Annotated in this window: 25 protein-coding genes and 1 tRNA gene; all 26 read right to left on the reverse strand. The window is 48.5% G+C overall.

Annotation, left to right across the window (positions count from 1 at the left end; genetic code table 11):
* Positions 1-2,174 (reverse strand): glycoside hydrolase family 2 (locus GXO76_13495; protein NOY78872.1); only part of this gene is annotated, 2,174 nt, incomplete at its 3' end.
* A 455-nt stretch (positions 2,175-2,629) separates the two neighbouring features.
* On the reverse strand, positions 2,630-4,405 hold the full coding sequence (locus GXO76_13500; protein NOY78873.1) for a VCBS repeat-containing protein: 1,776 nt from the start codon (positions 4,403-4,405) through the stop codon (positions 2,630-2,632).
* Positions 4,406-4,830: 425 nt separating this feature from the next.
* Entirely contained in the window at positions 4,831-6,366 is a 1,536-nt protein-coding gene (locus GXO76_13505) for a 4Fe-4S binding protein (GenBank protein NOY78874.1), read from the reverse strand.
* Positions 6,367-6,390: 24 nt separating this feature from the next.
* Positions 6,391-7,311: a DUF362 domain-containing protein gene (locus GXO76_13510; GenBank protein NOY78875.1), complete on the reverse strand. Its 921-nt coding sequence runs from the start codon at positions 7,309-7,311 to the stop codon at positions 6,391-6,393.
* A 121-nt stretch (positions 7,312-7,432) separates the two neighbouring features.
* Positions 7,433-8,254, reverse strand: coding sequence for an ABC transporter permease (locus GXO76_13515; protein NOY78876.1), 822 nt, complete (start codon positions 8,252-8,254; stop codon positions 7,433-7,435).
* Positions 8,251-9,234, reverse strand: a complete 984-nt coding sequence (locus GXO76_13520) for an ABC transporter permease (GenBank protein NOY78877.1) — start codon at positions 9,232-9,234, stop codon at positions 8,251-8,253. The genes GXO76_13515 and GXO76_13520 overlap by 4 nt, the downstream gene beginning before the upstream one ends.
* Positions 9,235-9,451: 217 nt before the next feature.
* Positions 9,452-10,498 carry a tetratricopeptide repeat protein gene (locus tag GXO76_13525; protein NOY78878.1) on the reverse strand — a complete coding sequence of 349 codons (1,047 nt, stop codon included), beginning with the start codon at positions 10,496-10,498 and terminating at the stop codon, positions 9,452-9,454.
* Positions 10,499-10,548: 50 nt separating this feature from the next.
* A tRNA-Leu gene (locus tag GXO76_13530) sits at positions 10,549-10,633 on the reverse strand.
* A gap of 33 nt (positions 10,634-10,666) precedes the next feature.
* Positions 10,667-11,095, reverse strand: a complete 429-nt coding sequence (secG, locus tag GXO76_13535; protein ID NOY78879.1) for a preprotein translocase subunit SecG — start codon at positions 11,093-11,095, stop codon at positions 10,667-10,669.
* Positions 11,096-11,132: 37 nt separating this feature from the next.
* Complete coding sequence (locus tag GXO76_13540) at positions 11,133-11,897, reverse strand: triose-phosphate isomerase (GenBank protein NOY78880.1); 765 nt, start codon at positions 11,895-11,897, stop codon at positions 11,133-11,135.
* A gap of 7 nt (positions 11,898-11,904) precedes the next feature.
* Positions 11,905-13,104 carry a phosphoglycerate kinase gene (locus GXO76_13545; protein ID NOY78881.1) on the reverse strand — a complete coding sequence of 400 codons (1,200 nt, stop codon included), beginning with the start codon at positions 13,102-13,104 and terminating at the stop codon, positions 11,905-11,907.
* A 24-nt stretch (positions 13,105-13,128) separates the two neighbouring features.
* Positions 13,129-14,127: a type I glyceraldehyde-3-phosphate dehydrogenase gene (gene gap, locus GXO76_13550; protein ID NOY78882.1), complete on the reverse strand. Its 999-nt coding sequence runs from the start codon at positions 14,125-14,127 to the stop codon at positions 13,129-13,131.
* 29 nt (positions 14,128-14,156) lie between these two features.
* Positions 14,157-15,116 (reverse strand): 6-phosphofructokinase, encoded by a 960-nt coding sequence (pfkA, locus tag GXO76_13555; protein NOY78883.1) that lies wholly within the window; start codon positions 15,114-15,116, stop codon positions 14,157-14,159.
* 151 nt (positions 15,117-15,267) lie between these two features.
* Entirely contained in the window at positions 15,268-15,756 is a 489-nt protein-coding gene (gene rfaE2, locus GXO76_13560) for a D-glycero-beta-D-manno-heptose 1-phosphate adenylyltransferase (GenBank protein ID NOY78884.1), read from the reverse strand.
* Complete coding sequence (rfaE1, locus tag GXO76_13565) at positions 15,749-16,753, reverse strand: D-glycero-beta-D-manno-heptose-7-phosphate kinase (GenBank protein NOY78885.1); 1,005 nt, start codon at positions 16,751-16,753, stop codon at positions 15,749-15,751. Before rfaE1 ends, rfaE2 begins: the two co-directional genes overlap by 8 nt.
* Before the next feature lie 79 nt (positions 16,754-16,832).
* A complete protein-coding gene (gene gatA, locus GXO76_13570) occupies positions 16,833-18,260 on the reverse strand; it encodes an Asp-tRNA(Asn)/Glu-tRNA(Gln) amidotransferase subunit GatA (GenBank protein ID NOY78886.1) in 1,428 nt (475 codons plus the stop codon).
* Between the two features lie 45 nt (positions 18,261-18,305).
* On the reverse strand, positions 18,306-18,488 hold the full coding sequence (gene tatA, locus GXO76_13575; protein ID NOY78887.1) for a twin-arginine translocase TatA/TatE family subunit: 183 nt from the start codon (positions 18,486-18,488) through the stop codon (positions 18,306-18,308).
* Positions 18,489-18,503: 15 nt separating this feature from the next.
* Positions 18,504-18,878, reverse strand: a complete 375-nt coding sequence (locus tag GXO76_13580; GenBank protein NOY78888.1) for a twin-arginine translocase TatA/TatE family subunit — start codon at positions 18,876-18,878, stop codon at positions 18,504-18,506.
* Positions 18,879-18,908: 30 nt separating this feature from the next.
* Positions 18,909-19,184, reverse strand: coding sequence for a DUF4321 domain-containing protein (locus tag GXO76_13585; GenBank protein NOY78889.1), 276 nt, complete (start codon positions 19,182-19,184; stop codon positions 18,909-18,911).
* A gap of 184 nt (positions 19,185-19,368) precedes the next feature.
* Complete coding sequence (purQ, locus tag GXO76_13590) at positions 19,369-20,061, reverse strand: phosphoribosylformylglycinamidine synthase subunit PurQ (protein ID NOY78890.1); 693 nt, start codon at positions 20,059-20,061, stop codon at positions 19,369-19,371.
* A 37-nt stretch (positions 20,062-20,098) separates the two neighbouring features.
* Positions 20,099-20,350, reverse strand: coding sequence for a phosphoribosylformylglycinamidine synthase subunit PurS (purS, locus tag GXO76_13595; GenBank protein ID NOY78891.1), 252 nt, complete (start codon positions 20,348-20,350; stop codon positions 20,099-20,101).
* 13 nt (positions 20,351-20,363) lie between these two features.
* Positions 20,364-21,107 carry a CDP-diacylglycerol--serine O-phosphatidyltransferase gene (gene pssA / locus GXO76_13600; GenBank protein ID NOY78892.1) on the reverse strand — a complete coding sequence of 248 codons (744 nt, stop codon included), beginning with the start codon at positions 21,105-21,107 and terminating at the stop codon, positions 20,364-20,366.
* Positions 21,082-21,738 carry a phosphatidylserine decarboxylase family protein gene (locus tag GXO76_13605; GenBank protein ID NOY78893.1) on the reverse strand — a complete coding sequence of 219 codons (657 nt, stop codon included), beginning with the start codon at positions 21,736-21,738 and terminating at the stop codon, positions 21,082-21,084. The genes pssA and GXO76_13605 overlap by 26 nt, the downstream gene beginning before the upstream one ends.
* 3 nt (positions 21,739-21,741) lie before the next feature.
* Positions 21,742-22,455 carry a phosphoribosylaminoimidazolesuccinocarboxamide synthase gene (locus tag GXO76_13610; protein NOY78894.1) on the reverse strand — a complete coding sequence of 238 codons (714 nt, stop codon included), beginning with the start codon at positions 22,453-22,455 and terminating at the stop codon, positions 21,742-21,744.
* Entirely contained in the window at positions 22,452-23,771 is a 1,320-nt protein-coding gene (locus GXO76_13615; protein NOY78895.1) for an adenylosuccinate lyase, read from the reverse strand. The genes GXO76_13610 and GXO76_13615 overlap by 4 nt, the downstream gene beginning before the upstream one ends.
* A 102-nt stretch (positions 23,772-23,873) precedes the next feature.
* Positions 23,874-25,073, reverse strand: coding sequence for a PDZ domain-containing protein (locus GXO76_13620; GenBank protein ID NOY78896.1), 1,200 nt, complete (start codon positions 25,071-25,073; stop codon positions 23,874-23,876).
* Positions 25,074-25,225 lie beyond the last annotated feature (152 nt).

Below are 25,225 nucleotides of genomic sequence, written 5' to 3' on the forward strand. Positions count from 1 at the left end.
ACAACCGAATCCCGACTTCCGGACGCCACAAATCGGGGGCCGTTTGAGAAGGGAATGGTATGGCCCCCTTGCTGAACGTTTGCCAGCAGACTGGTTTGGGCATCGAAGTAGAACGTAACGGTCGGCGTTACCACCTTTAAGAATCGGCCTTCTTTTCTTACATGAGGCATTTGTCCGCCCGTATGAAAAACGCGGGCCACCACCTTAGCAGCAGGTGTCCATTTCCAGGACCAGGTGTTCAGCAGGCGACTGTTGGCATCAAACGCCCGGAGCAGCAGTCCATCAGCCTGACGCCAATGAGCCGGCAGGGGAATGTGCACCCTGCCTTTTTCGTGCGGCGGGAGGTCGGGCCCGCTGAAACTCCCGGAGGCCAGCACAAGGTGCCCGGCACTCTGGTCAGGCGGATCGAAAAAGCGCAGCAATTCCCACTCGAATCGGCATCGATTGAGATTCGTAAAATCAAAACGATTTTCAACCGGGAGATCGCCGGTAAAATCGCTCGGCAAGGGGTTTGCCGTTTCGATGAAAACGGGACTCCAGATTTCCCGGATCGTGTAAAAACTGGCCTCTTTTTCGTGGAACGGTCCCAAAATCCCGTCCGGCGCGTGGTTACCGTCCGTATCAATGAAACAATTCTTGTCCGTGCGCACCACCCCTTCGTCCGCAAACACCCAGAGGAACATCCCCCCAAAATGGGGATGGGGATACAAAAGTTTCCAGTAATCGTCCAGTCCGGCCCCAAGTCCTCCATCGTACAAACCGTGCAGAATTTCCGTCGGCAGCACCAGCGTGGAATCCTTCAGTTCCTTCTGTAACCGGGCATAGCTCGGGTAATGATGGGCATCCACCCGGTTAAACAGCGCCCCCGGGTGTAAAACCGTCCGATGCTGCAAGTCGTACCGGGCAAACTCACCATCCAGATTGGGATTCCACCCGCCTTCATTTCCATTGTCCCAGAAAAGAATGCTGGGATGATTGACATCCCGTTTGAGCATTTCTGCCAGCAGTTTTTTCCCGACCGCTGTTGCGTACGGGGGCCGCTGCCACCCACCCAATTCGTCCAGAACGTACAGGCCCAGTTCGTCACACTGATCCAAAAAATAGCTGTCCGGGGGGTAATGAGACATGCGTACGGCATTCATGTTCATCTGTTTGATTGTCAAAATGTCCTTGCGGCACCGATTGCGATTCAAGGCCCGCCCAGTGGTCGGCCAAAAACTGTGGCGGCTGCATCCCTTCAACACGATGCGCTTCCCGTTGAGAAAGAGTCCTTTCCCCGGGCGCACGGTGAAAGTGCGAAATCCAAACCGCTTCCGGACGGTGTGAAGCACTGTTTTTCCGCGCTGCAAGCGAAACTCCACCCAGTAAAGATGAGGTGTTTCAGCGGTCCAGTTTTTTTGCCCGGTGACCTGTGTTTCCAACAGAACGGACGTCTTCCCTGTCCCGAGGAACGTCGCAAAGGATTTTCCCAGAGGGGACCCGTCCATACGGAAGATCAGTGCCGTGACGCGGTCGTGTGGTGCGGCTCCGTTCAGCGTTACCCGGGCGCGAAACAGTCCATCGGCGCGGGCGTCAATGGCCGTCCAGTCAATGAAGGCTTGCGGTACAGCCTCCAGATACACCGGTCGGTAGATGCCTCCAAACACCCAGTAATCAGCGCGGCGCTCCGCCAGTTCAACCGTGGAATCGGCAGACACCTTGCTAACCAAAACCTGCAGAAAGTTTTTCCGATCAAAGTGAACCCAAGGGGTAATTTCGTAGCGGAATCGGTAAAATCCCCCCCGGTGAACGGGCCCGGCCAATTGTCCGTTGATACGCACCTCGGTGTCCGTCATAACTCCTTCAAACACAATGAAAATTCGCTTTTGCTTCCATTGCGCCGACACCGTAAAATAGGTTCGGTAAAATCCTTTCTCACGGGATTTTGGGTGATCGTGACCGTAGTTGTAGGCGCCAAAGCCCTGCAGCTCCCAGTTGGACGGAACCGGAATGGTGGTCCATTCGTTTGCCTGGCGGCCTCCCGTCACTTTGAATTGCCAAAGGACGGTATCGTCACTCCCGCGACCGGAAAGATAGTGAATTTCCGTTTCCGGATTGGAGGCAGCCAAGAGGGATCCGACAAAACAAACGATGATGAAGATAAGACCCAAAACTGATGTACTTTTTCTTTCCATGGAAACCTCTTTCCCGTATTTTTTTCCACAAATTCACAGATTTTTTGTCGATCTAAATCGATCCTCCAAACCAAAAAATTACAAGCGGAACAACGAAACAAAACCACTCCATCGGTAGCAGTCTGTAAGGAGATTGCTTCACTCGCTTCGCTCGTTCGCAATGACAGTCTTTGTAACCTTTTTAGGCTCTACTGAAATTTTTGTAGGTGGTATATTAATAAAATATCTGACCACTCCGATTTTCCCTTTTCCTGTCTTCGCGAGTACGCCGTAGGCGTACGCGGCGATCTCCTTAGAGATTACACGCCTGAGGCACATTTCTAACGTCACCCGCCTGAGATGCACGGCGAAGCAATCCCATTAGCAACAATCTACTTGGAGATTGTTCCATCATTCACTCCTCACCTCTTGCAATTGCGAGGCCTTGTTTTTATCTCGTGCACTTGTAATTTTACTCAATTCGGATTTTTCAGATAATAGAAATGCCCATCTTCAGCGCCCACCAACAGATCCGGCACACCATTTTTGTCCCAATCCACGATGGTGGGACAGGTAGAATGCCCGGCCAGGCGCTGATCGGAAAGCGTTCCGCGATTTTCAAACACAAATTCGCCCGGTTTCTCGGCCACATTTTTGTAGAAATCCACATTGCGGCTGTTGATTAGTAAATCCAGACGCCCGTCCCGGTCCCAATCCACAAGCGTGAATTTACGGCGCCCGCTGTGCCCGGCCTTTCGTGCATTCAAGCGCAGGAGTTTCTTTTTGTCTCCTTCTTTCAGGTAAAAAATCCGCTTTCCCGGCAATAAGACCAAATTTCCGTTCTTCCGGGTTCGTTCGAAAAAGCTTAAGTAGCCTTCGGTGTCCAGCATGACCAGATCAACCAGACCATCGTGGTTTAAATCGACGGCAAACGGGGTGGTACGCCACTGCGTTACCAAATGGTGATCTTTGGGATTCCACCAATTCCAGGCCGGTTTGGGCGGTTTTCCCGTCCAATCACCCACGATGGGACGCGCTGCTTCCAACTTGGGTTTCTGTCGGGTTCCCCGATTCCGGTACCAGACCACTTTTCCCCAGATGGAATTAACCACAATGTCGGGCAGGCCATCTCCGTCCCAATCCGCCACTACGGGAACCGTGTACCCCCATTTGGCCTCTGCCGGTCCCTGAATGGAACCATTTTTTCCCGCTCGAATCCGAATGACGCTCCCATTCGCCCGGAGGTAACGCGGTGCCGCCCATCGGGGTGGATCGCCACCGTCCAGATTTTCAATAAACCCCAGGTAACCCGCTGTATTGCCGCAGATGAGGTCCTCGTCACCGTCACCGTCCCAATCAACGCTGAAGGGGGTGGCCAGTGCACCAAATTTTAAAAAGCGGGCTTTCTGCCGAAAAAACCGGGGCGGCAAGAATTGAGGCTGTCCATCCACCACCTTTCCTGTATTTTCAATGAGCGCCACGCGCCCGTCCTCCTGCCCGACCACCAGGTCTACATCCCCGTCTTTGTCCCAATCGACCGCCACGGGGACAATCATTTCCAGGTCCATGTGAATCGGCTTCCCCTGAAAGGTCAGCAGTTGTCCTTTTGCGTAACGGGGATGCCGACGGTCACCCACGTTCTCAAAATAGGTAAACTGGTCTAAAAATTCTCCACAAATCAGGTCCAGATCGCCGTCGCCATCGAAATCGGCCAGATTGGGAGACGGCATGCCGTACACATCGACGGGTTTTCCGCCGGCAAAAATCTGCTGTGGATCGCCGTATCTGGGTTTTGCGTCCGTGCCTTTGTTCTCAATCCAGAACACAAAACCGTGCAGCGGGCCGTTGCGCCACCGTCCCTGCGCATCGAAGGCGTTATCCCAGCCGTAATCCCCCCAGAAGCCCTCGCCCACGATTAAATCCAGATCGCCATCGCCGTCGTAGTCGGCATATTTCCAGTCTTTCTCCCGTACCCTTCCATCCAACAATTTTGATTTGGGGTAAATTTTTTTTCGCTTTGAGAAAAGCGTTTTCCTGTAATCAACGAGCTCCTCCCCGGGCAGGAGAAGTCGAACCATCCCTTTGACAAAGGACGGTCGAATGTTGCTCAAGCCGTCAGCCAATCGTTTCTCCGATTCAAAAACCGGGAATTTTTTATTCCCCTGTTTATTTTCGAAGAAATAAATACCGTTGTACGGTTTATCCCGGCAGGAGACCAGCAGGTCCATGTCCCCGTCACCGTCGTAATCCATGGGAAGGGGCTGTGCCCAGAGCCCGGCTCCGAGATCCACTACCAGTCCGGGATGGTTGTAGGGAAGACGCTGAAAGGTTTGTTTTTTGGGGTGAGACGCACAGGCCGCAATTAGGGACAAAAATAGCAACACGGGAACTAGACGAATTTTTACCACGAACCCATCCTCCTGTCTTTTTTAAGTGAAACGCTAACGTTTGCGCCTGTTAATTTTTGCCATCCGATTATGGATTTTTCCCCCGGTTGTCTCGATACGTCCCCCAGTCTTCGGCTCCGCTCAGGCAGCAACCGGCCACCCGACGACTGGTTTTCGCTTCGCAACGTAGCTAAGAAGCCTCACCCACCTGCCAGGTGCCTGAGCCTGTCGAAGGCACCGGGACGAGAGCCAAAACAACGCCTCTTCAAATGCGAGCGACTGTCCCCTCGCTAAATCTCCTCCCTCTCCGCTCCGTCGGCCGTGAGGAAAATGCCCGGCGTACCTTCCACGGGACATTTCGTGACGCAAATGCCGCAGCCAATGCACAAATCCTCTTTAACGTACGGGAATTTGACCCGCTTGAGCGTTCCCTCTGCCGTGACAAAATTGCCTTCCCGAAATACAATCGCTTTCTCCGGTGTGGGACAATGTTCCTGGCACACCATGCAGTTGTCACCCGAATTCCAGGGGATACACCGATCGTGGTCAAAGAAGGCTGTTCCGATCCGGGTTTTCTGTTTGGTTGCCAGATCCAGTAGTTGAATCGCATGGGTCGGACACACCTCGCCGCAGAGATTGCAGGTAAACTCACAGTACCCTTCTCGTGGGTTGCCAATGGGCGACCAGATTCCCTCCAGCCCCATTTCCAGCCAGGCCGGCTGCAGCAATCCGCCTGTGGTGGAACAAATGCGAACGCACGCCTGGCACCGAATGCACTGTTCCAGAAAAACGTCTTCCGGCAAGGCCCCCGGCGGACGGACGTGATCTCCCCGGACGTCCCGGTTCACCAGATCAATCTTAAAAAGTCCCGCCGCCAGAACCCCGCTTCCCAGCGACTGCAAGAACCGCCGTCGCGAAAAATCGATTTTGGACGGCTTGGGATCTTTGAGATTAAACCGGTACGTGACGGCCTGAGTGGGACAGGTGGAAACACACTCCAGGGAATCAATGCATTCCACCTTGGAAAAATCCACAAAATTGTCCTCGATGGCATTCATTCGGCAGTCCGCCGGACAAATTTTACACGAGACGCAACCTTCTTCATCCACCGTTCGTTCCAGAATGCGAAATTTGGAAAAGAGTCCCAAGAGCGCCCCGAGCGGACACACATTTCGGCACCAGAAGCGTTTGGAGATCAAATTTAAAAGGAGAATCCCTAAAAAGAAAAGAAAAATGGGAATGCCTTGAGCAACAAAATGAAGGTTTACCGGCAAGAGCCAACTTTCCAAAAATTCATGAATGCTCATCAGGGCCGGTTGAAGGAAGGCAATCGGCCAAAGCCAGCCGAAAACCGATTCCGTTAAAACCGCCAGCATGGGATAAAGGGTTGTGGCAAAGGTGCGATTGGTTAACGCCAGGGGATCAAAAAACCAGGCAAACTGGACGGAAAAGAGGGCCATAACCACAAGCAACGCCAGAATCCCAAATTTAAGCCAGCGAAACGTCGTGGCATCGCGCCGGAGTTTTCGTTTCCGTTTGATAAAAAGATCGGCAAAATCAATTAAAGCTCCCAGCGGGCAAATCCAGCCGCAGAAGAAACGACCCAGAAAAATCGTTAAAAAAAGCAAAACCCCGGCCGGAATCATTCCGGCGTAGAGTCGATGGGAAGAGAGAAATGTAAGCAGCGCCGTAAGAGGACTCCACTGAAGAAAAAATTCAGAAGGCACGACCGGTTTATACGGAAAAACGGCCTGAAAAAAAAGAAACAGGAAAAAGAGAAAGAAGAGAATCTGAAAAAGAATTCGAATCCTATATAGAAATTTCATTTAGGGCGCCCGTTCCGATTTGCTCTAAACCCGGTGGATAGTGATTTTTTTAAGATCCATCTCGCCCAACCCTCTCTTGTGAGCATCCACCAGAAAACCAAGTTTAGTCGGATCGAGCCCGAAGAGGGATGCACCAAAGGCATCCACGGCGACCATATCTGTCCCGCCAACAACGGTATGAATCCATTTGACGTCATTTAAATTCCCGCCCTGAGGGCCGTTCCGGAGCAGCAATCGGGTTGCGTCCAGAATGGTAAGCTGCGGATGAAGAACAGAGGCAATATCCACAATCTTTTGGTCAAAATGGCGGTGAATTTTCCCGCGGTCATTTCCCAAATAGCCCATGAGATTCTTTATCCCAAGCGTAACCTGTGAAAGGCTATGGTGTTTGGCTGTGGGAACGTTGATCAGCACATCAGCATCCAGAACATCCTTGTAGATTTTCCAGGAGTGCAGGCGTTCCCCATTCGGAATTTTCACCGAAACATAGTTGCGCTTGTAGGGGAAATAAACCTCTGCTCCCGCCTTTTTGGCCGCCTCGGCTACCCCGCTGTGTTCGTAGCTCCGCTTGGCCTCGTTACAGGTCCGGTCAAAAACGCGCACCTTTTTGGCACCCGCTTTGAAACAAAGTTTAACCACCTCAGCCACCACCTCAGGATTTGTATTGGCTCCCTGAGCCGGTGTTCGATCCCAGCTCATATTGGGTTTGACCACCACCACATCACCCTTGTGAACAAACCGGCTCATTCCGCCCAGTCCGGTCACGACCCGGTCAACCAAATCGGCCGCTGTCCCATTGCGGGCTACGAACAAATCCGGTGTCGGCTGGTAGGGCCGTTCAGACAAACGATAACGGGATCGAGACGGCAAAACAGGCGGAATAAAAACAAGCAGTCCCAATTGGCTGCTAAGTGACAGAAAATCTCTGCGCGATACTTTCTTCATTGGATCATCCCTAAAGTTGAAAGAAAAGTTGAAAGGATTTTTTTATTGAATAATTTACGCAAAAAAGGATCAAAATAGCAAGATGTTTTTTGGGCCTTAAGCGGGAGTTTGACACGACGTTTTATCGGGCATGCAGATGAAAGATTCTCTGGAGTCCATCTCCCAACAGATTAATACTGACCACAAGGGAGACAATGGCCAGACCGGGGAAAAATGACATCCACCAGCCGTCCAGGAGAAAATCTTTGCCCTCAGCAATCATGTTTCCCCAACTGGGTGTTGGGGGCTGTACCCCCAGCCCGATAAAACTCAAAGTACTTTCAACCAGGACAATAATACCCACTTTCATGGTGGCCGCCACCAGAACGGGGGTCAGGCTATTAAATAAAACATGCCGAAAAAATATCTTCCATCTGGGGATATTCAGCAAAAAAGCAGCCTCAACAAAAGGCGCTTTTTTAATCGAAAGCACCTCTGCCCGAACCAGGCGGGAGATTCCCATCCAGCTGGTTCCGCTCAGCAATAAAATGAGCAAAACCAAATTATTCCCCCAAAAGGACGCCACAAAAATGTACAGAAAAATAATTGGGATGGACAGCATAAAATCAACGATGCGCATAAGAACAAAATCGATTTGGTGTCCGAAGAATCCTGCCACCCCTCCATAGAATGTTCCCCAAACGGTAGCCAGGAATACGACAATCAGTGCAATGGTTACAGAAATTCGACTCCCGTACAACACCCGGGTCAAGATATCGCGCCCAAACTGGTCGGTGCCCATGGGATGCTGCCAGGAAGGTGCCTGAAGCTGCACCTGCGGGCGCATGTCGATTTCATTCGGGCGATAGGGCGTTAAAACAGGGGCAAACACGGTCACCAGTAGAAAGATACCAACCAGTGTACCTCCAATTCGAACTTCCCAATTCTTGAGGAGCCGTTTCATCGATCATAATTTCCTGTGTATCGTATTCTGGGATCAACCAGTGGATACAGCACATCGGAGAATAAATTACCCAGAATCACGAGAATGGCAACCAACGTCGTATTAGCGAGAATAACCGGATAGTCCCGGGTGAGAACCGCGTGAAACGTGAGCCAGCCCATACCCGGCCATGAAAAAAGGTATTCCACCACCAGAGAACCGCCCAGTAAAAATGGAAATCCAAGACCAATAAGTGTAACAACAGGAAGAAGGGTGTTTTTCAAAGCGTACTTAAAGAAAATCTTTCGGGATGGAATGCCCAACAGGCGGCTCTGCGAAATGAAATCCTTTTGTAAGATTCCAAGCATATTTCCGCGGACAAAACGGGTGGTGTATGCGGCAGACCCCAAGGCAAGAACAAGCACGGGCAACACCAAATGGTGGAGCAAATCAAGCAAATAGGAGAGAAACGGGGCATGATGCATTCCCACAGTTGCTGTTTGACCGGTAGGGAATAAATGCCATTTTATGGAGAACAGAAGAATGGCCATTAAACCGAGCCAGAATTCTGGAATACCGAAAAGCGTCAGAGACACAAGATTAATGAAATGCCCTAACCTTTGGTGATAGTTGATCGCCGCCAGAACACCAAAGAATATCCCCAACATCAGCTCCAGTAAAAAGGCCGATACGGTCAATACCAGTGTTGCCGGAATAGCATCTTTTAAAACATCTGTCACGGGTCGCTGCTGGGAAAAAGAATAACCAAAATCTCCCGTCAGAAAATTTTTTAGCCAGTGAACATATTGGATGGGGAGGGAGTCATCCGCGCCAATATTCTTTTGAATGGTTGCGATGGTTTCAGGAGACAGGCGAGGGTCCGTTAAATAATCCACGGGCGAACCCGGCACCAGATGGATGATCAAGAACGTAAATGTCAGAACAGCCAGAAGAAGAACAATAGAATGAGCGATTCGCTTCAATATAATAGAAATTAACATGTTACCTGAATGTTTTCTTTAAACATGCATCTATTACGCATTAATTGTGTGAGAGTTCAAATCGCAATAAATAAAATTCTTTTGCCGTTTCTGCATTTGGCAAAATGTAAACTGCGAATCCCGGCGGCAATTTTCAGGATTGCTTGTTTGAATGCGCCAAAGAGAATAAAAAAGCCCACTGACAATGTTCAGTGGGCTACAGATTTATTTCAGGGGATTAGCTGCGTTTTTTGAGCTTGCGTTTAATCTCATCAATCTGATAATTTGCAAACTTTCTCCATCGAACATCGTGAGCGGCAATTTTGTATTCCTTTATCGCCTCATTGTATCGACCCAGATTTTCCAGGGCCCGGGCAGCCTCTACGTGTGCCGGAGCAAATGATCGTCTTAAAGCAATTGACTTTTTGGCCGCGTGCAGTCCTTTTTTGTATTCCTTTAAATCGTTGTAGGCTTTTGCCAGCCGGTAAAAGGCCCGATAGTCTCGTTGATTAAAGCTGACCGCATTTTCATAGGCCTGGATGGCTTCTTTCGTTTTTCCCAGGTTTGTATAAGAAACACCCAGAGCAACATAAGCCTTTGCATATTTTGGATTTGCGTTAATGGCCTTCTGAAAAGATTCAATTGCTTTTTTGTAGTCCTTCTTTTTACTGTAAATCACCCCCATCTCATAGTAGGCTTTGTAATTATTCGGATTATTCGTAACGGCCGTTTCATAGGTTTCCAACGCCTTGTCATATTTTCGTTCATCCCGATAGAGCGTTCCCAAAGCAAAATAATAATTGGCATTGTTGGGATTAAAGTGCAAGGCTTTTTCGTAATATTTTTCGGCTTCGGCGTATTTTCTCATTTTTTTATAGGCCAGCCCCATTCCAAAATAGGCATTTGCGAACGTGCTATCAATCGATAATGCCTTTTGATATCCGTTAATTGCTTGTTGGTATTGCCCTAATTTGAGATACTTATTGGCCGTGTTAAATGCATTCGCTTTGGCTTTTTCGCGTCTCATTAATTCCTTTGAAGACGCGATAATTTTTTTCGATTCGGCAATAAGACTATCATATTGTTTTTTATACTTATTATATTCATCCAATTTCTTGGCTTTGGATGCCTCATCCATTTTTTGCCGAACAACACTTATTTTCTTTTGAAGTTCCTGAAGCTGTTTTGCCTGATTTTCCTGTGCAAAAACGGCCTGTGTTCCAAGTTGAGAAAGAACAAAAATTCCCAGCAGGATGATGATGACTACTTGAATTCTACCCTTCATGTGATCCGCCTCCTTAATGAACTTTTTTTTTCAAATCTTAAAAAAAGTAGTGCCGAAGAGGGGACTCGAACCCCTACGCCCATTCTGGGCACTACCCCCTCAAAGTAGCGTGTCTACCAGTTCCACCACTTCGGCACAAAATCTTTATTCCCTGCAAACAATCCAAACTTACTTTTGGGGATTTTTCTTGGCCGTGCTCGAACCAACGGCATTTGGATTTGTTGTTTGGCCCTGATTTGGCTGCGCGGGTGTTGCAGCAGGTTTCTTCTCCCCCTCGATTGGAGGCAGTAAATCGGCCGCAGACTGTTTGACCTTACCCTCTTTTTCCATTTCCTTCCGCACCAGACTCTTGCGAGTCGGTTGTTGCTTAATAATGAGGCCTTGTGTGATATTGCTTAAGAAAAACAGGGTTGCCAAAACAACGGTTGCTTTTGACAAGAAGGTTGCGGCACCGCGCCCTCCAAAAACGGTACCCATTCCAGCGCCCGCTCCACCAAAGGCACCCGACAAACCGCCCCCTTTGCTGGACTGAAGCAAAATAACGACCATCAGCAAAATAGACAAAATCACGTGAAATGCAATAATAACAGCGATCACTCGTTATCCTTCCATTTTTTGGTTTTATTACGTCTTTCTATGAAAAAAGTTCCCCGGCACGCACGATGGCTTCAAATGAATCTGCCTTTAAGCTGGCTCCTCCAACCAGGGCTCCGTCAATATCAGGCTGCCCCAGAAGCGATTCCGCATTATCGGGCTTGACGCTTCCTCCGTATTGAATCCGAACCTGTTCGGCTGTTTCGGAACCAAACTTTTTTGCAACAATCGAACGGATCAGCCGGTGAACGTCAACCGCCTGTTCCGGAGAAGCCGTCCGTCCGGTACCAATTGCCCAGATGGGTTCATAGGCAATAATCATTTTTTTTACATCGGCTGCCAGCAATTCAAATAAGCCCTCAATGACCTGCGAGGTAATAATCGATTCCGTTTCACCCTTTTCCCGCTGTTCCAGGGTTTCCCCCACACACATGATCGGTGTTAATTTGGATACAATGGCCTTTTTAACCTTTTTATTGACGATTTCACTTGTCTCGCCGAAGTATTTGCGCCGTTCGGAGTGTCCGATAATGACATAGCGCGTTCCCGTGGACAGGAGCATTGGGGCCGATACCTCTCCTGTATAGGCTCCCTTTTCCTCAAAATACATATTTTGAGCACCAAGGCCGATCCGTGTTCCCTTCAGCATATCGGCAACAGGCGCCAAAAATGGAAAGGGAGGGCAAACCACCACGTCTGATTTTTGAATATCGGAGAGACTGGATTTGAGTGCGCTGACCAGCGCAAGCCCCTCCTGCAGCGTAAGGTTCATCTTCCAGTTACCGGCCACTATCTTTTTTCGCATATTCAATTTATTCCTTATCCGTTAATGCTTCAAGTCCGGGCAGTTTGTACCCGCTTAAAAGCTCCAATGATGCTCCGCCGCCTGTAGAAATGTGCGTGATTTTCTCTTCCAATCCGGCTTTGCTTACGGCTGCAACCGAGTCTCCGCCCCCCACAATGGTAACGGCTCCTCTCTCGGTGGCCTTTGCCAGTGCTTCCGCAACGGCATCCGTTCCCTTCGCAAAGGCGTCAATTTCAAAGATGCCCATCGGCCCGTTCCAGACCACGGTTTTGGCAGAGACAATTTTCTCTTCAAATTGGGCGATTGTTTCCGGGCCGATGTCAACCCCTGCCATATCGGAGGGAATGTTGTCAACCGGCACGATCTTCGTCTGCGCAGCAGGATCAATCTTGTCGGCAACAACAACATCTACCGGCAACAAAAAATTGAGTTTTCTTGAGCGGACGTCAGAGAGAATTTCCTTCGCCAATTCCAGTTTGTCGGCTTCCAGGATGGATTTTCCGATCTCCAATCCCTGGGCCTTGTAAAAAGTAAAGGCCATTCCGCCCCCGATCAGCAGGGCGTCAACCTTATTGAGCAAATTTTGGATTACATCGATTTTGCCGGAAATTTTTGCCCCGCCGATAATTGCCACAAAGGGCCGTACCGGCGCTTCAATGGCTTTGGCCAGATATTCAATTTCCTTTTCCATCAAAAATCCCGCTACACAGGGAGAAATAAAATGGGTCACCCCTTCGGTTGAAGCGTGTGCCCGATGCGCCGTTCCAAACGCATCATTGACGTACACATCACCCAGAGCCGCCAATTTTTTGGCGAATTCGGGATCATTTTTCTCCTCTTCCGCGTGAAAACGGAGGTTTTCCAAAAGAATGATTTCTCCCGGTTTAAGGGAAGCAACGGCTCGTTCAACCGTTTCCCCGATACAATCGTTTACAAACCGAACCGGTTTATTTAACAAATGACTCAGATGATCGGCAACCGGTTGAAGGCTCATCGAAGGAATCACCTTTCCCTTGGGCCGCCCCAAATGTGACATCAGAATGAGTTTTGCCCCGCGTTCCAGAGCATACCGAATTGTTGGCAGGGCCTTTTGAATTCGGGTATCATTTGTAATGTGCCCCTGGTCATCCAGAGGCACATTAAAATCAACCCGCATCAGAACCCGTTTATCTTTTAAATCCACATCACGAATGGACATTTTATTCATGATTTTCTCCCATCGGATTAAGATTTATTTTCCGATCAGACGAATGAGATCAACCACCCGGTTCGAAAATCCCCACTCATTATCGTACCAGGCCAAAACCTTCAGCATATTTCCTTCGATAACCATGGTTGACAGGGCATCGACCGTGGATGACACACTGGTGTGGTTGTAATCGTGAGAAACCAGAGGGGTTTCTTCATACGCCAGGATACCCTTTAATTCATTTTCGGCTGCTTCTTTGAGGGCAGCATTTACTTCTTCCGCCGTCACGGTCTTTTTCACCTCGTAAACGGCATCAACCAGGGCCACATTTGGAACCGGAACGCGGATGGAGATGGCATTGAGTTTTCCCTTTAATTCAGGAAGAACCTCCCCCACGGCTTTTGCTGCACCGGTTGTGGTGGGAATCATAGAAACGGCCGCCGCGCGCGCCCGCCGCAAATCTTTATGCGGCAAATCCAGAATCCGCTGGTCATTTGTGTAGGCATGAATGGTGGTCATTAAACCCTTCACAATGCCGAATTTTTCCATGATGACCTTTGTCACGGGGGCGTAGCAGTTGGTTGTGCAAGATGCATTGGAAATGATGTGATGTTTATCCGGATCATATTTCTGGTGATTGACGCCCATCACAATGGTGATGTCGGGTCCCGTTGCAGGGGCAGAAATGATGACTTTTCTGGCACCGGCATCCAGATGCAACGCGGCCTGATCTCTTTTGCGAAACAGCCCCGTGGATTCGATTACAACGTCCACACCCAATTCCTTCCAGGGCAATTTGGCCGGATCTCTTTCCGCAAAAGAAAGCACCTTTTTCCCGTCCACAACAATTGCATCATCCGTTGCTTCAACGTCTTTTTCGTAGATACCGTGGTTGGTATCATATTTCAATAAGTGCGCCAGTGTTGCCGAATTGGTAATATCGTTTACGGCGACAAATTCAATGTTTGGATCATCAAAACCCGCACGAAAAACCAACCGTCCGATTCGTCCAAACCCATTAATTCCAACTTTTATTGCCATTTCAAATCCTCCTCATTGCATGTGATTCCTCAACTGCTTAAATCCGCTGCCAAATCCAATAACCGCTGATTAATTTTCTTTTTCTTCAAAACAACATCATTAAGGGATACAAAGGTGTACTGGCCGTTTTGCAGAGCGGCCATTTTGCCTGATTGTCCGTCAAGCAGGGCATCGATGGCATTTTGCCCGAACTTACTGGCCAGCAAGCGGTCGAAAACGGTTGTTACCCCTCCCCGCTGAATATGTCCCAGAACCGAAATTCGGGTTTCATATCCGATTTTATTCTTCAATTTTCGTTCGATGGTATATGCACTGGAAGCCCCTTCAGCCACAATCACAATGCTGTTCGTTTTGCCCGCTTTGTATCGGTCAAACAGATGCCCGGCAATGGCATCCAGATCAAACGGAATTTCGGGAATGATGGCCGCTTCTGCCCCGCTGGCAATGGCAGAAACCAGAGCCAAATAGCCGGAGTCCCTTCCCATCACCTCAATGATAAAGGCGCGATCGTGAGAGGATGCGGTATCCCGAATAATATCGATAAGGGAAACAATCGTGTTCAAAGCCGTATCGGTTCCAACGCTGGTGTCCGTTCCATAAAGATCATTATCGATGCTTCCGGGAATGCCAATTACGGGGATACCCTTAGTGTGAAGCGCAAGGGCCCCCGCCATGGAGCCGTTTCCACCGATGACAACCAATCCCTCAATTCCGGCTTCTTGAAGATTTTCAATCGCCTGTTCCTGTCCCCGATCATATTTGAATTCTTCGCAGCGCGCCGTTTGCAGAATGGTGCCGGCTCTTTGGATAATTCCACTGACTGAGCGCGAATCCATCGGTTCAAACAGCTTATCCAAAAGACCGATAAACCCCTGGCGGATTCCGACAACCTCTATTTTTTTTGACAGAGCGGTCCGAACAACTGACCGGATGGCCGCATTCATACCTGAACAATCACCGCCGCTGGTGAGGACACCAATTCGCTTCATGGAAATAAAGCCTTTCTAAAGAAAATAGATTTAAACCTAATTATAATGAATTTTATCCTAAATGTCAAGATATATTTGGAACAAAACCAAAATTTCATCCCTTTTCGGGCATTTGCTAACAGGTAAATATTTCACGGGTTAAGCAGATTTCTTACTCCCCCGATTCCAGATATTTCTCAAGAATTTGATTAATAATTTTCGTGGATGATTTTCCATGCACCAGAGGAATTGGCACCACTTTGCCGCCATATCCCAGAACAATATCATATCCCACAATCTGCTCCACGGAATAGTCTGCGCCTTTCGCAAGAACGTCCGGCTTTAACCGGCCAATGAGCTCGTAGGGTGTGTCCTCTTCAAAAATAATCACGTAATCCACGGGGGACAAATTAGCTAACATAAAGGCCCGATCTTCTTCCGGGATAATGGGCCGTTTGGGGCCCTTATTTCGCCGGGCCGACGCATCCGAATTAATTCCCACAACCAGCACATCTCCCAGGGTCTTCGCCTTGTTCAACAATTCAAGGTGTCCCCGGTGAACCAGATCAAAAATGCCGTTGGTAAAAACCAGGGTTTTACCGCTCTCCCGCAAACGTTCACGCAGAGACAAAAGTTCATCCAACAAAACGATTTTACCCATGTTCGGGCCCCCTAACCAAATACGTCTCAAGGAGCCGTTCGCGATCGATGGGAACAATTCCCACTTCTTCGCACACCAGACCTGCGGCACGGTTGGCCAATGAAGCCGCCTCCGGAAAGCTGGCGCCCGATACCAGGGCCATTGTCAATGTACTGATGACCGTATCCCCTGCTCCGGAAACATCCCGCACCTTACGGGCGCGCGTCGGCACATAGGACACGCGATCAGAAGCCTCAAAAACAGCCATCCCTTCTTCTCCAAGGGTAATCATCAGACAATCCGGATTTAGTTTTTCGAACAGGAGATGCCCGGCTTTTTCAATCTGCTGCCGCGTATTCAAGCGCATTCCCAAAGCTTCTTCGGCTTCTTTCCGATTGGGTTTAAAAACGGCCACATCTCGATAGGTAAAAAAGTTGTCGAATTTGGGATCAACCATAACCGGCTTTTGAAATTGTTTGGCCGTCTGAATCGCAAACAAGATGAGCTCTTCAACAATCAGTCCTTTGTTGTAATCTTCAATAATGATCGCATCGACACGGGGGATGAGTTTGAGCAGGGTTTGTTTGAGATGCTCCAAGACCTGGCCAGTAATGGGCTTGCGGCTTTCCCGGTCCGTCCGGACCACGTGTTGACCATGAGCAATGACCCGGGTTTTCACCGTAGTCGGACGTTCAGGATCCCGGACAATACCCTCAACCGGTAATTTGTTCTCGGACAGAATGGAAAGAATTTCTTCCCCCGACCGGTCTTCTCCGATAACGCCAACCAGATAGGGGACTCCCCCCAGCGATTTAATATTGTTCCCCACATTTGCAGCACCCCCCAGACGGGCAAATTCCCGTTCGATTTCCACCACGGGAACCGGCGCTTCCGGAGAAATTCTGCGAACCACACCCCAGAGATACCGATCGAGCATGACATCGCCAAGGACAAGGATTTTCTTCTCACGAAAACGATCAAACAAGCGAACGATTTTTTCCTTCGAAATGGGAACCATTTTTCCTCACATATAAAATGTGCCACGCCCTTTTCAGTACGTGGCACGATAAATCAGATTCGATTTTCCCCGGCTAATTTTATGACAGGGCCGTTTCAAGCACCTGTCCCACACGAAGCACCATAGCCTCATCAAAGGCCTTTCCCAAAATTTGAACGCCAATGGGTAACCCCTTTTCATCTTTTCCACAGGGGAGAGAAAGTCCCGGAATCCCCGCCAGATTGGCTGAAATGGTGTAAATATCCGACAAATACATTTGCAGCGGATCATCCATTTTTTCGCCCAGTTTAAAAGCGGTTGTCGGTGAGGTAGGCGTGAGAATCACATCGTATTTTTCAAAAGCCTTTTCAAAGTCTTGTTTAATCAACGTCCGAACCTTCTGCGCTCTCCGGTAATAGGCCTCGTAGTAACCCGCGGAAAGCACGTAGGTTCCCAGCATAATGCGCCGTTTCACCTCATCACCAAATCCCTCGCTTCGCGATTGGGTATACATTTCTTCCAGATTGGCGATATCCCGGCTCCGGTAACCGTACCGGGCCCCATCGTAACGGGCCAGGTTGGACGAGGCTTCTGCCGTTGCCAGAATGTAGTAGGTGGCCACCGCATATTCTGTGTGGGGCAGTGACATTTCCTCAACCACGGCCCCCTCTTTTTCCAGGATGCGTAAACTCTCCTCCACCGTCGTCCGAACCGCCGGATCCAGCCCCTCACCAAAATACTCCCGGGGGTAGCCAATTTTCAATCCGCCCGCACCTTTTTCAAGACCTTTTGTATAATCAGGAACCGGCCGATTCACGGAGGTGGAATCGCTGGAATCGTAGCCCGAAATCACATTCAATAAAAGGGCAGAATCCCGTACGCTTTTTGAAATCGGGCCAATTTGGTCCAGAGAAGACGCAAATGCGACCAGTCCAAACCGGGACACGCGCCCGTAGGTGGGCTTAAGACCCACCACACCGCACAATGCCGCCGGCTGCCGGATGGAGCCACCGGTATCCGAACCCAGTGCCGCCATAGCCAGATTAGCCGCTACGGCTGTGGCGGACCCTCCGGAAGAACCGCCGGGAATTCTTTCGGGATCGTGAGGATTCCGCACGGGGCCGAAATAGGATGTTTCGTTGGAGGATCCCATGGCAAATTCGTCCATGTTCGTTTTACCGATGAGAATGGCATCTTCATCAAGTAATTTCTGAACCACCGTTGCGCTGTAAGGCGAAACAAAATTCTCCAGAATGTGCGAACCGCAGGTTGTGGCCTGACCCTTTACATTCAAATTGTCCTTAATGGCCATCACCATTCCGGCCAGTTTGCCGGCGGTTCCATTCTCGATTCTTTTCTGAACGGACTTCGCCCGCGAAACGGCCTCTTCAGACCACACGGAAATAAACGCGTTTAAATCCTTTTTTGAGGCTATATTATCCAAAAAGGCTTTTGTTGCTTCAACCAGTGAAATATCGCCGGACACTATTTTCTTTCGGAGATCAGAATAATCAGACTCTACAATCACACCATCCTCACTTCAAATTTATTAGAATGCCTGAAAAAACGGCTGCTATTTTTTGTCTTCCGGAACCTCTTTATGCGGGACATCTTCATCCTCGCCGCGGACCGCTTTTTTGAATTCGCGAAGTCCTTGTCCCAGACCCTTTGCAAGCCCCGGTATTTTAGAACCGCCAAAAATAAGCAGTACAATTAAAAAAATAATCAGCCATTCTGTGGGTCCAATTGTACCCATGTTACACCTCCCAATTTACCCTGCAAGTTTCGAGGGGCCGCTTTCCTCTCCTGAAACAGAGGAATGCTCCTCGTGATGGTTGCTCTTTTTTTCGAGCCGTTCTTGTGTTTCTGTTTCTGCCTTCGTTTCACCCCGGACATTCTCCGGATACTCATTTTCAATGATGTGTTTCGCAGAATCCGCTTCCTCTTCAAGCTCACGTTTCAGATCAGAAAGGACGTCGCCTTCCGGCCCGATAAGTTCATTTTTTACTTCGTCAGCCGCTCGCCTGAATTCCCGTATTCCCTTGCCCAATCCTCTGGCCAATTCAGGCAGCCGATCAGCACCGAAAATCAACAAAACCACCAGAAAGATCACAAGTAACTCGGCCGGCCCGATGGATCCAAACATATCCTCACCTTCTTTCGGTTGTTTTATCCATTAATACCAGCGCACAATGTACGCGGCAATGGCCACTCCAATAATTCCAATCACATTCAGTTTAAAAGAAAAACCGAGTGTTATGGTAAACAGCGATGCATTTAATGTGGCCGGAGCAATTCCGCCAACGGCTGATCGGAGAAAAAACTCCCGAACCACACCCGGCGGTAAGATCAAGCCAATTACTTCCCCTAAAGCCGAACCAATCAGGGCCCCCAAAAAGAGAATAAGAAATAAATACCCAATAGATTTCCTTCGAGTTGAAGCAACTGGCACTCTCGTCTCCTTTTTGCTTTTTTTAGACGTGATACTCCTGCTTTTTTAACACAAATGTTTGACTTAATGATCCCCACATTTGAAATTCAGGATCAAAGGTCCTTTGGAACAAACGCGCGTACAAAACAGGGGGATATCTCTTTTGTGCTTTTTTCCAAAGACCAGATAGAAAAATATACTACGGTTATTGAACCATCGATCGAATCATTGACTGGAATATTTTCTTTCCGTCTTCTGACCCCAACAACGCCTCGGAGGCCCGTTCGGGATGAGGCATTAACCCCATAACATTTCCCCGTTTATTTATGATTCCGGCAATATTGTTGAGGGACCCGTTGGGATTGGCCGCCAGACTCACATCGCCCTCCGGGGACGCATATCGCAACACCACCTGCTGATTCGTCTCCAGCGTCTTCAAACCGTCAGGATCAATATAATAATTCCCTTCATTGTGGGCAATGGGAATTTTCAACACCTCGCCTGTCTGACAAGTCGATGTAAAATATGTATTTGCATTTTCTACACGGACATTGACAAATTTGCAAATAAAATGCAGCGATTGATTTTTGAGCATCGCTCCCGGGAGAAGTCCAATTTCCAGCAGGATCTGGAAGCCGTTGCAAATTCCCAGGAGTCTGCCCCCTTTTTCCGCGTAGTCAGCCAATTCTTCCATGATCGGGGAGAACCGCGCAATGGCACCGGTGCGCAGATAATCGCCATAAGAAAACCCCCCCGGAAGTATAACCGCATCGCAGCGATCTATATCGTGTTGTTTGTGCCACAGAAATGTGGCTTCCTGCCCCATAATGCGAGTGAGCACATCATAAACATCGTAATCGCAGTTGGATCCGGGAAAAACAACTATTCCAAATTTCATTTTGCGTGGCATGTGGAAATCTGTTCCTTATCCCCTGTCAAATTATTTCCAATTCAAAGTGATAATCCTCAATCACGGGATTGGCCAGAATTTTTTTGCATATTTCTTCCGTTTGAGAAGCGGCCTCGTCTTCGGAAACCGAATCATCGAATGTGAGAACCGTATATTTCCCCACGCGCACATTTTGAATATGGCTAAATCCCATATTCTCAAGAATGTGCAAAACCGCTTTCCCCTGAGGGTCCAAAATATCCTTTTTCAAATACACGTAAACCTTGGCTCGGATCATTTTCCACCTTCACCTAATAATCAGTCATATCCAGAATCTCTTCAGAATGCTTCAGCGACCGCACAATGGACCGTCCCACACCAAAAAGGATAAAGAAAATGGAGATAGGGAAAATAGCCTCGCTCGGGAAAAACATCGCCAGCACAGAAAACAGAATAAAAAAGAACAGTTTGACATCATTCTTGCGGCCCTTTCTCAGGGTGAATTTTGGAAGCGTGTCGTACTCAACATTGCTCACCATGAGAACCCCCAAAAAAATAACCATCGGGGCCAGTAGTTTTGTAAAATGGAGTTCGCCCCAAAAATGATAGTTGAAAACAATAAAAGATGCATTCGCGACGGCCTGTGACGGAATAGGCAAACCAACATACTCCTTTTTCTCAAAAGAATCCAGATTGGCATTAAAACGTGCCAGCCGAATGGCTCCGAAAAATAGGGGAATAAAACTGACCAGAACCCCAATGTTATTGATCCGATTAAAATAGACCGAATACAATAGAATTGAAGGGGCAGCTCCAAATGAGACCACATCCGAAAGAGAATCCAGCTCAATTCCAAATTGGCTGTAACTCTTGGTCAGGCGCGCCACCGTCCCGTCCAGGGCATCCATAATGGCCGCCAGAACAATTAACCAGGAAGCTGTTACAAAATTTCCTTCCATGGAATACACAATTGACAGAAACCCGAGATAAATATTTGCAATTGTGATCGTACCTGGAATAAATGCTCGGTTAATTTTCAGATTTAATTTTCCCAATGATTGTTTCGCCTCCTTTAACCTTCTGATTTAATGTGACATTTACATCCACGTTTTCAGGTAAGAATATATCGGCACGAGACCCAAATTTTATCATGCCAAAGCGTTCTCCCTTTTGAACGTGAAACCCCTCGCGTATGTGACATACGACGCGCCGTGCAATAATACCCGCAATTTGTTTGAACAAAATTTTCGCTCGATCATTCTCGATTCCAATAACAGTCTGCTCATTGTCTGTCGATGCTTTTTCACGATAGGCTGGCAAGAATTTTCCCGGATAATACGTAAAATAGCCGACCGTGCCGCTCATGGGAATCCGGTTAACATGCACATTGAAAACAGACATAAAAATACTCACCTGGGTGGCCGGGCCTTTTAGATAAACAGTTTCATTCACCTTTTTTATGATAATCACCTTTCCGTCCGCCGGCGACACAATGGCATCCGGATCTGCTGGAATCGCTCGTTCCGGATCGCGAAAAAAATACAGAGAGAAGAGAACAAAAATCCAGACAACAACCACGAATCCCTTCATCACCAGGGACCGGTTGAGAAATAATCCAGCGGTGAAAAGAATGGCGATAAATAAAATAGCCAGAAGCGTTCCAATTCCGTCCCGTGCAAATGACATCGGTTATATCCCCGAATGCAGAATACGATTGAGCATTTCCTGGTACGCTTCTTCGACCCTTCCCAGGTCCTGCCGAAAACGATCCTTATCCAGTTTTTCACCCGTTTCCAGATCCCAAAAACGACAGGTATCCGGCGAGATTTCATCGCCCAAAAGAATCCGATCTTTGAAGCGACCGAACTCGAGTTTGAAATCAATAAGGCGAATCTTGCGCCGAATAAAAAATGATTTCAAAATGGCATTGATTTTGGTGGCGTAGCGGGAAATCGTTTCCATCTCATCAGGGGTGGCCAGCCCAAACGCAACGGCGTGGTGTTCATTGATCATCGGATCGTTTAACTCATCGTCTTTCAGGTAAAACTCAAGCACCGGATAATCCAGCTCTTTACCTTCTTCCAGGCCGTACCGCTTGACCAGGCTGCCCGTTGCAATGTTTCGCATCACGACTTCGACCGGAATAATATCCAGCTTTTTCACCAGCATTTCCCGGTCCGAAAGAACCTTTTCAAAATGAGTGGGAACATGGTAGCTTTCGAGAAATTCGAAAATAAAGGCCGATATTTTGTTGTTGACCACACCCTTGTCCTTAATGGTTCCTTTTTTCTTTCCATTAAACGCTGTGGCATCATCCTTAAATTCTTGAATCACCATATCGGGATTATCCGTGGCGTAGAGTTTTTTCGCTTTTCCTTCGTACAATAATTCGCCCTTTTTCAATTTTGTCCTCCCTCATTGTCCTGAATCAGGCCGATTCTCTTAAAAATGTACCCTACATTTCTCAGGTTGTTTTTCAAATCAAATATCGTCTCAATCTCAGCTGTCGAAAGATATCGCCGGATTTCAGGATCATTTAAGACAACTTCCCTGAATTCCCTGTTTTCCGCCCAGGCCTCTCGCGCACGCTGCTGAACCATCCGGTAGGCGTCTTCACGGGACAATCCCTTCTCGGCCAGTTCCAGCAAAAGCGGCTGCGAAAAAATGATGCCACGCGTTAAATTCAGATTTTTCAACATTTGATCCGGATAGACCTGCAGTTTTTCAATGACATAAACCATTTTATCCAGCATATAGTCTAAACCAATTGTACTGTCCGGCAAAATGATTCGTTCCACCGATGAGTGGCTGATATCTCTTTCGTGCCAGAGTGTAATATTTTCGAAACCGGCAAGGGCGTTTCCGCGCAGGACTCGCGCCATCCCCGCAATTCGCTCACACGTGATCGGATTTCGCTTGTGAGGCATGGCAGATGAGCCTTTTTGACCCTTTGAAAAATACTCTTCCACCTCCAGAACCTCGGTCTTCTGCAGGGCCCGAATCTCCGTGGCAAATTTTTCGAGCGAAGAAGCAATGATGGCCAGGGTAGATAAAAATTGGGCATAGCGGTCTCTTTGGATAATCTGGTTTGAAACCGGGGCGGGTTCCAGCCCAAGTTTCTGGCAGACCAGCTCTTCCACCCGCGGATCAAGGTGGGCATACGTCCCCACAGCTCCCGAAATTTTTCCCACCGAAACCGACCGAACCGCTTCTTTCAGGCGATGAATATTTCGATTGGTTTCTTCGTACCAAAGCGCCAGTTTGAGCCCAAACGTGATCGGCTCGGCATGCACCCCGTGGGTTCGTCCGATACAGGGTGTATCTTTGAATTCAACGGCTCTTCGAGCCAAAACCGTCCGCAATTTTTGTAAATCGTCTAAAAGCAAGTTGCCCGCTTCTTTTAAAAGAAGCCCGTTGGCCGTATCCAGAACATCGGAAGAGGTCATCCCCAGGTGAATAAATCGGGAATCCGGCCCCACGTGCTCGGCCACGTTGGTCAAAAATGCGATCACATCGTGGTTAACCTCACGTTCAATCTCCTGAATCCGATCCACCTCAAATGCTGCACGTGTACGAATGGTCTGTACGGCTTCTTTGGGAATCCGCCCTAACTCCGCCTGCGCCTCACAAACAGCAATTTCAACATCCAGCCATTTCCGGAATTTATTCTCTTCCGTCCAGATCCGCCCCATTTCGGGGCGTGTGTAACGTAAAATCATAGAGTTAAGTTCTTCAAAAGATTTTTATGATCCACCGTAAATTATCATTAAAAATAACCATTTTTTAGACCATTATCAACTTATTTTTGCATCCCGGGATTTTTATCCCTGGATGGGCGCCAGTTTCAACCGGACACTTTTTTTCTGCCCCTTGCGAAAAAGGGTCAGCGTTAAAACATCACCCGGCTTGGCATCCATATTGGCCAGAATGGTCCAAATATCTTCTGTTCCCTGGATTTCCTTTCCATTAATTGCCAGAATAATATCGCCTACCCGTATTCCTGCTTTTGCAGCCGGACTGTTGGGCTTTACACTGGTCACGATAACACCCTTTGTGGACGAGAGACCAAAATATTTTGCAATTAAGTAATTGATATTGTCCACTTCCAGGCCCGTCCAGAACTGCCGGTTGACTTTGCCGTATTTTTTGAGATCCTTAATCACACGCTTAACGCGGTTCACGGGGATCGAAAAGCCCAGACCAATAGACCCCTCGCTGTTTGCCCCGCCTGTAAAAATGAACGTATTCACGCCAATTACATTTCCCAGGGCATCAACCATCGGGCCGCCGCTGTTGCCCGGATTGATGGAGGCGTCTGTTTGAATCATGTCCTGATACACCCGATCACCTCCCTGTCGCCCAAAATTCAAGTGGGTCGCACTCACCACACCCACCGTTACCGAGGGATGCCGGCTCAGTTCAAAGAGCCCAAACGGGTTCCCCAGAGCAATGGCCCATTCCCCCACGATAATGTTGTCCGAATTTCCCAACTCGCAAATGGGGAGGTTTTTCCCGTCAATTTTAAGAAGCGCCAGATCGGTTGTGTAATCCGAACCCACCAACTTGGCCGGATAATTTTTCCCGGCCACCATGGTTACAATGATTTTAACGGCGTTGTGAACCACATGCTCGTTGGTCACAATGTACCCATCCGGTGAAATGAGAAATCCCGACCCCAGGCTTTTAACCTCCTGGCGATAACGCATCCCCGGGAAAAAAAACTGAAAAAAGGGGTCGTTCCCAAACGGGGTGGCCACATACTCCTGAATTTGTGTTACATTTACCCCCACCACAGCGGACGCCACTTTTCGGACCGCTCGGGTAATGGCATTTTGCCGAACGTCTCCGATGTGGGTATTTGCTTTTTGGACATCCTCCGACGAGGTTTGGCTTTCTTTGTAGATCTGCAGGCTATCCTTTGACGAAACCGATTGTTCTGTTTTTTCACGGGCCGAACACCCCGTCGCAAAAAACATCAAAACAAACAGAACAATCCACGTTCGATAAAAAAGTTTTCGCATTTTTGATTCCTTTCAGTTTCTTACTATTTTGACGGGATTTACAGGATTTTATATTTCAAATTATGAGCCTGTTTCAAAAAGCGCTTTCCCGCGAATTTCCCGAATCTTCTCGAAGACAACCCGCAGGAATCGGCTCATTTGACTGATACGGC

This window comes from Calditrichota bacterium, from assembly GCA_013151735.1.
GTDB lineage: Bacteria > Zhuqueibacterota > JdFR-76 > JdFR-76 > BMS3Abin05 > BMS3Abin05.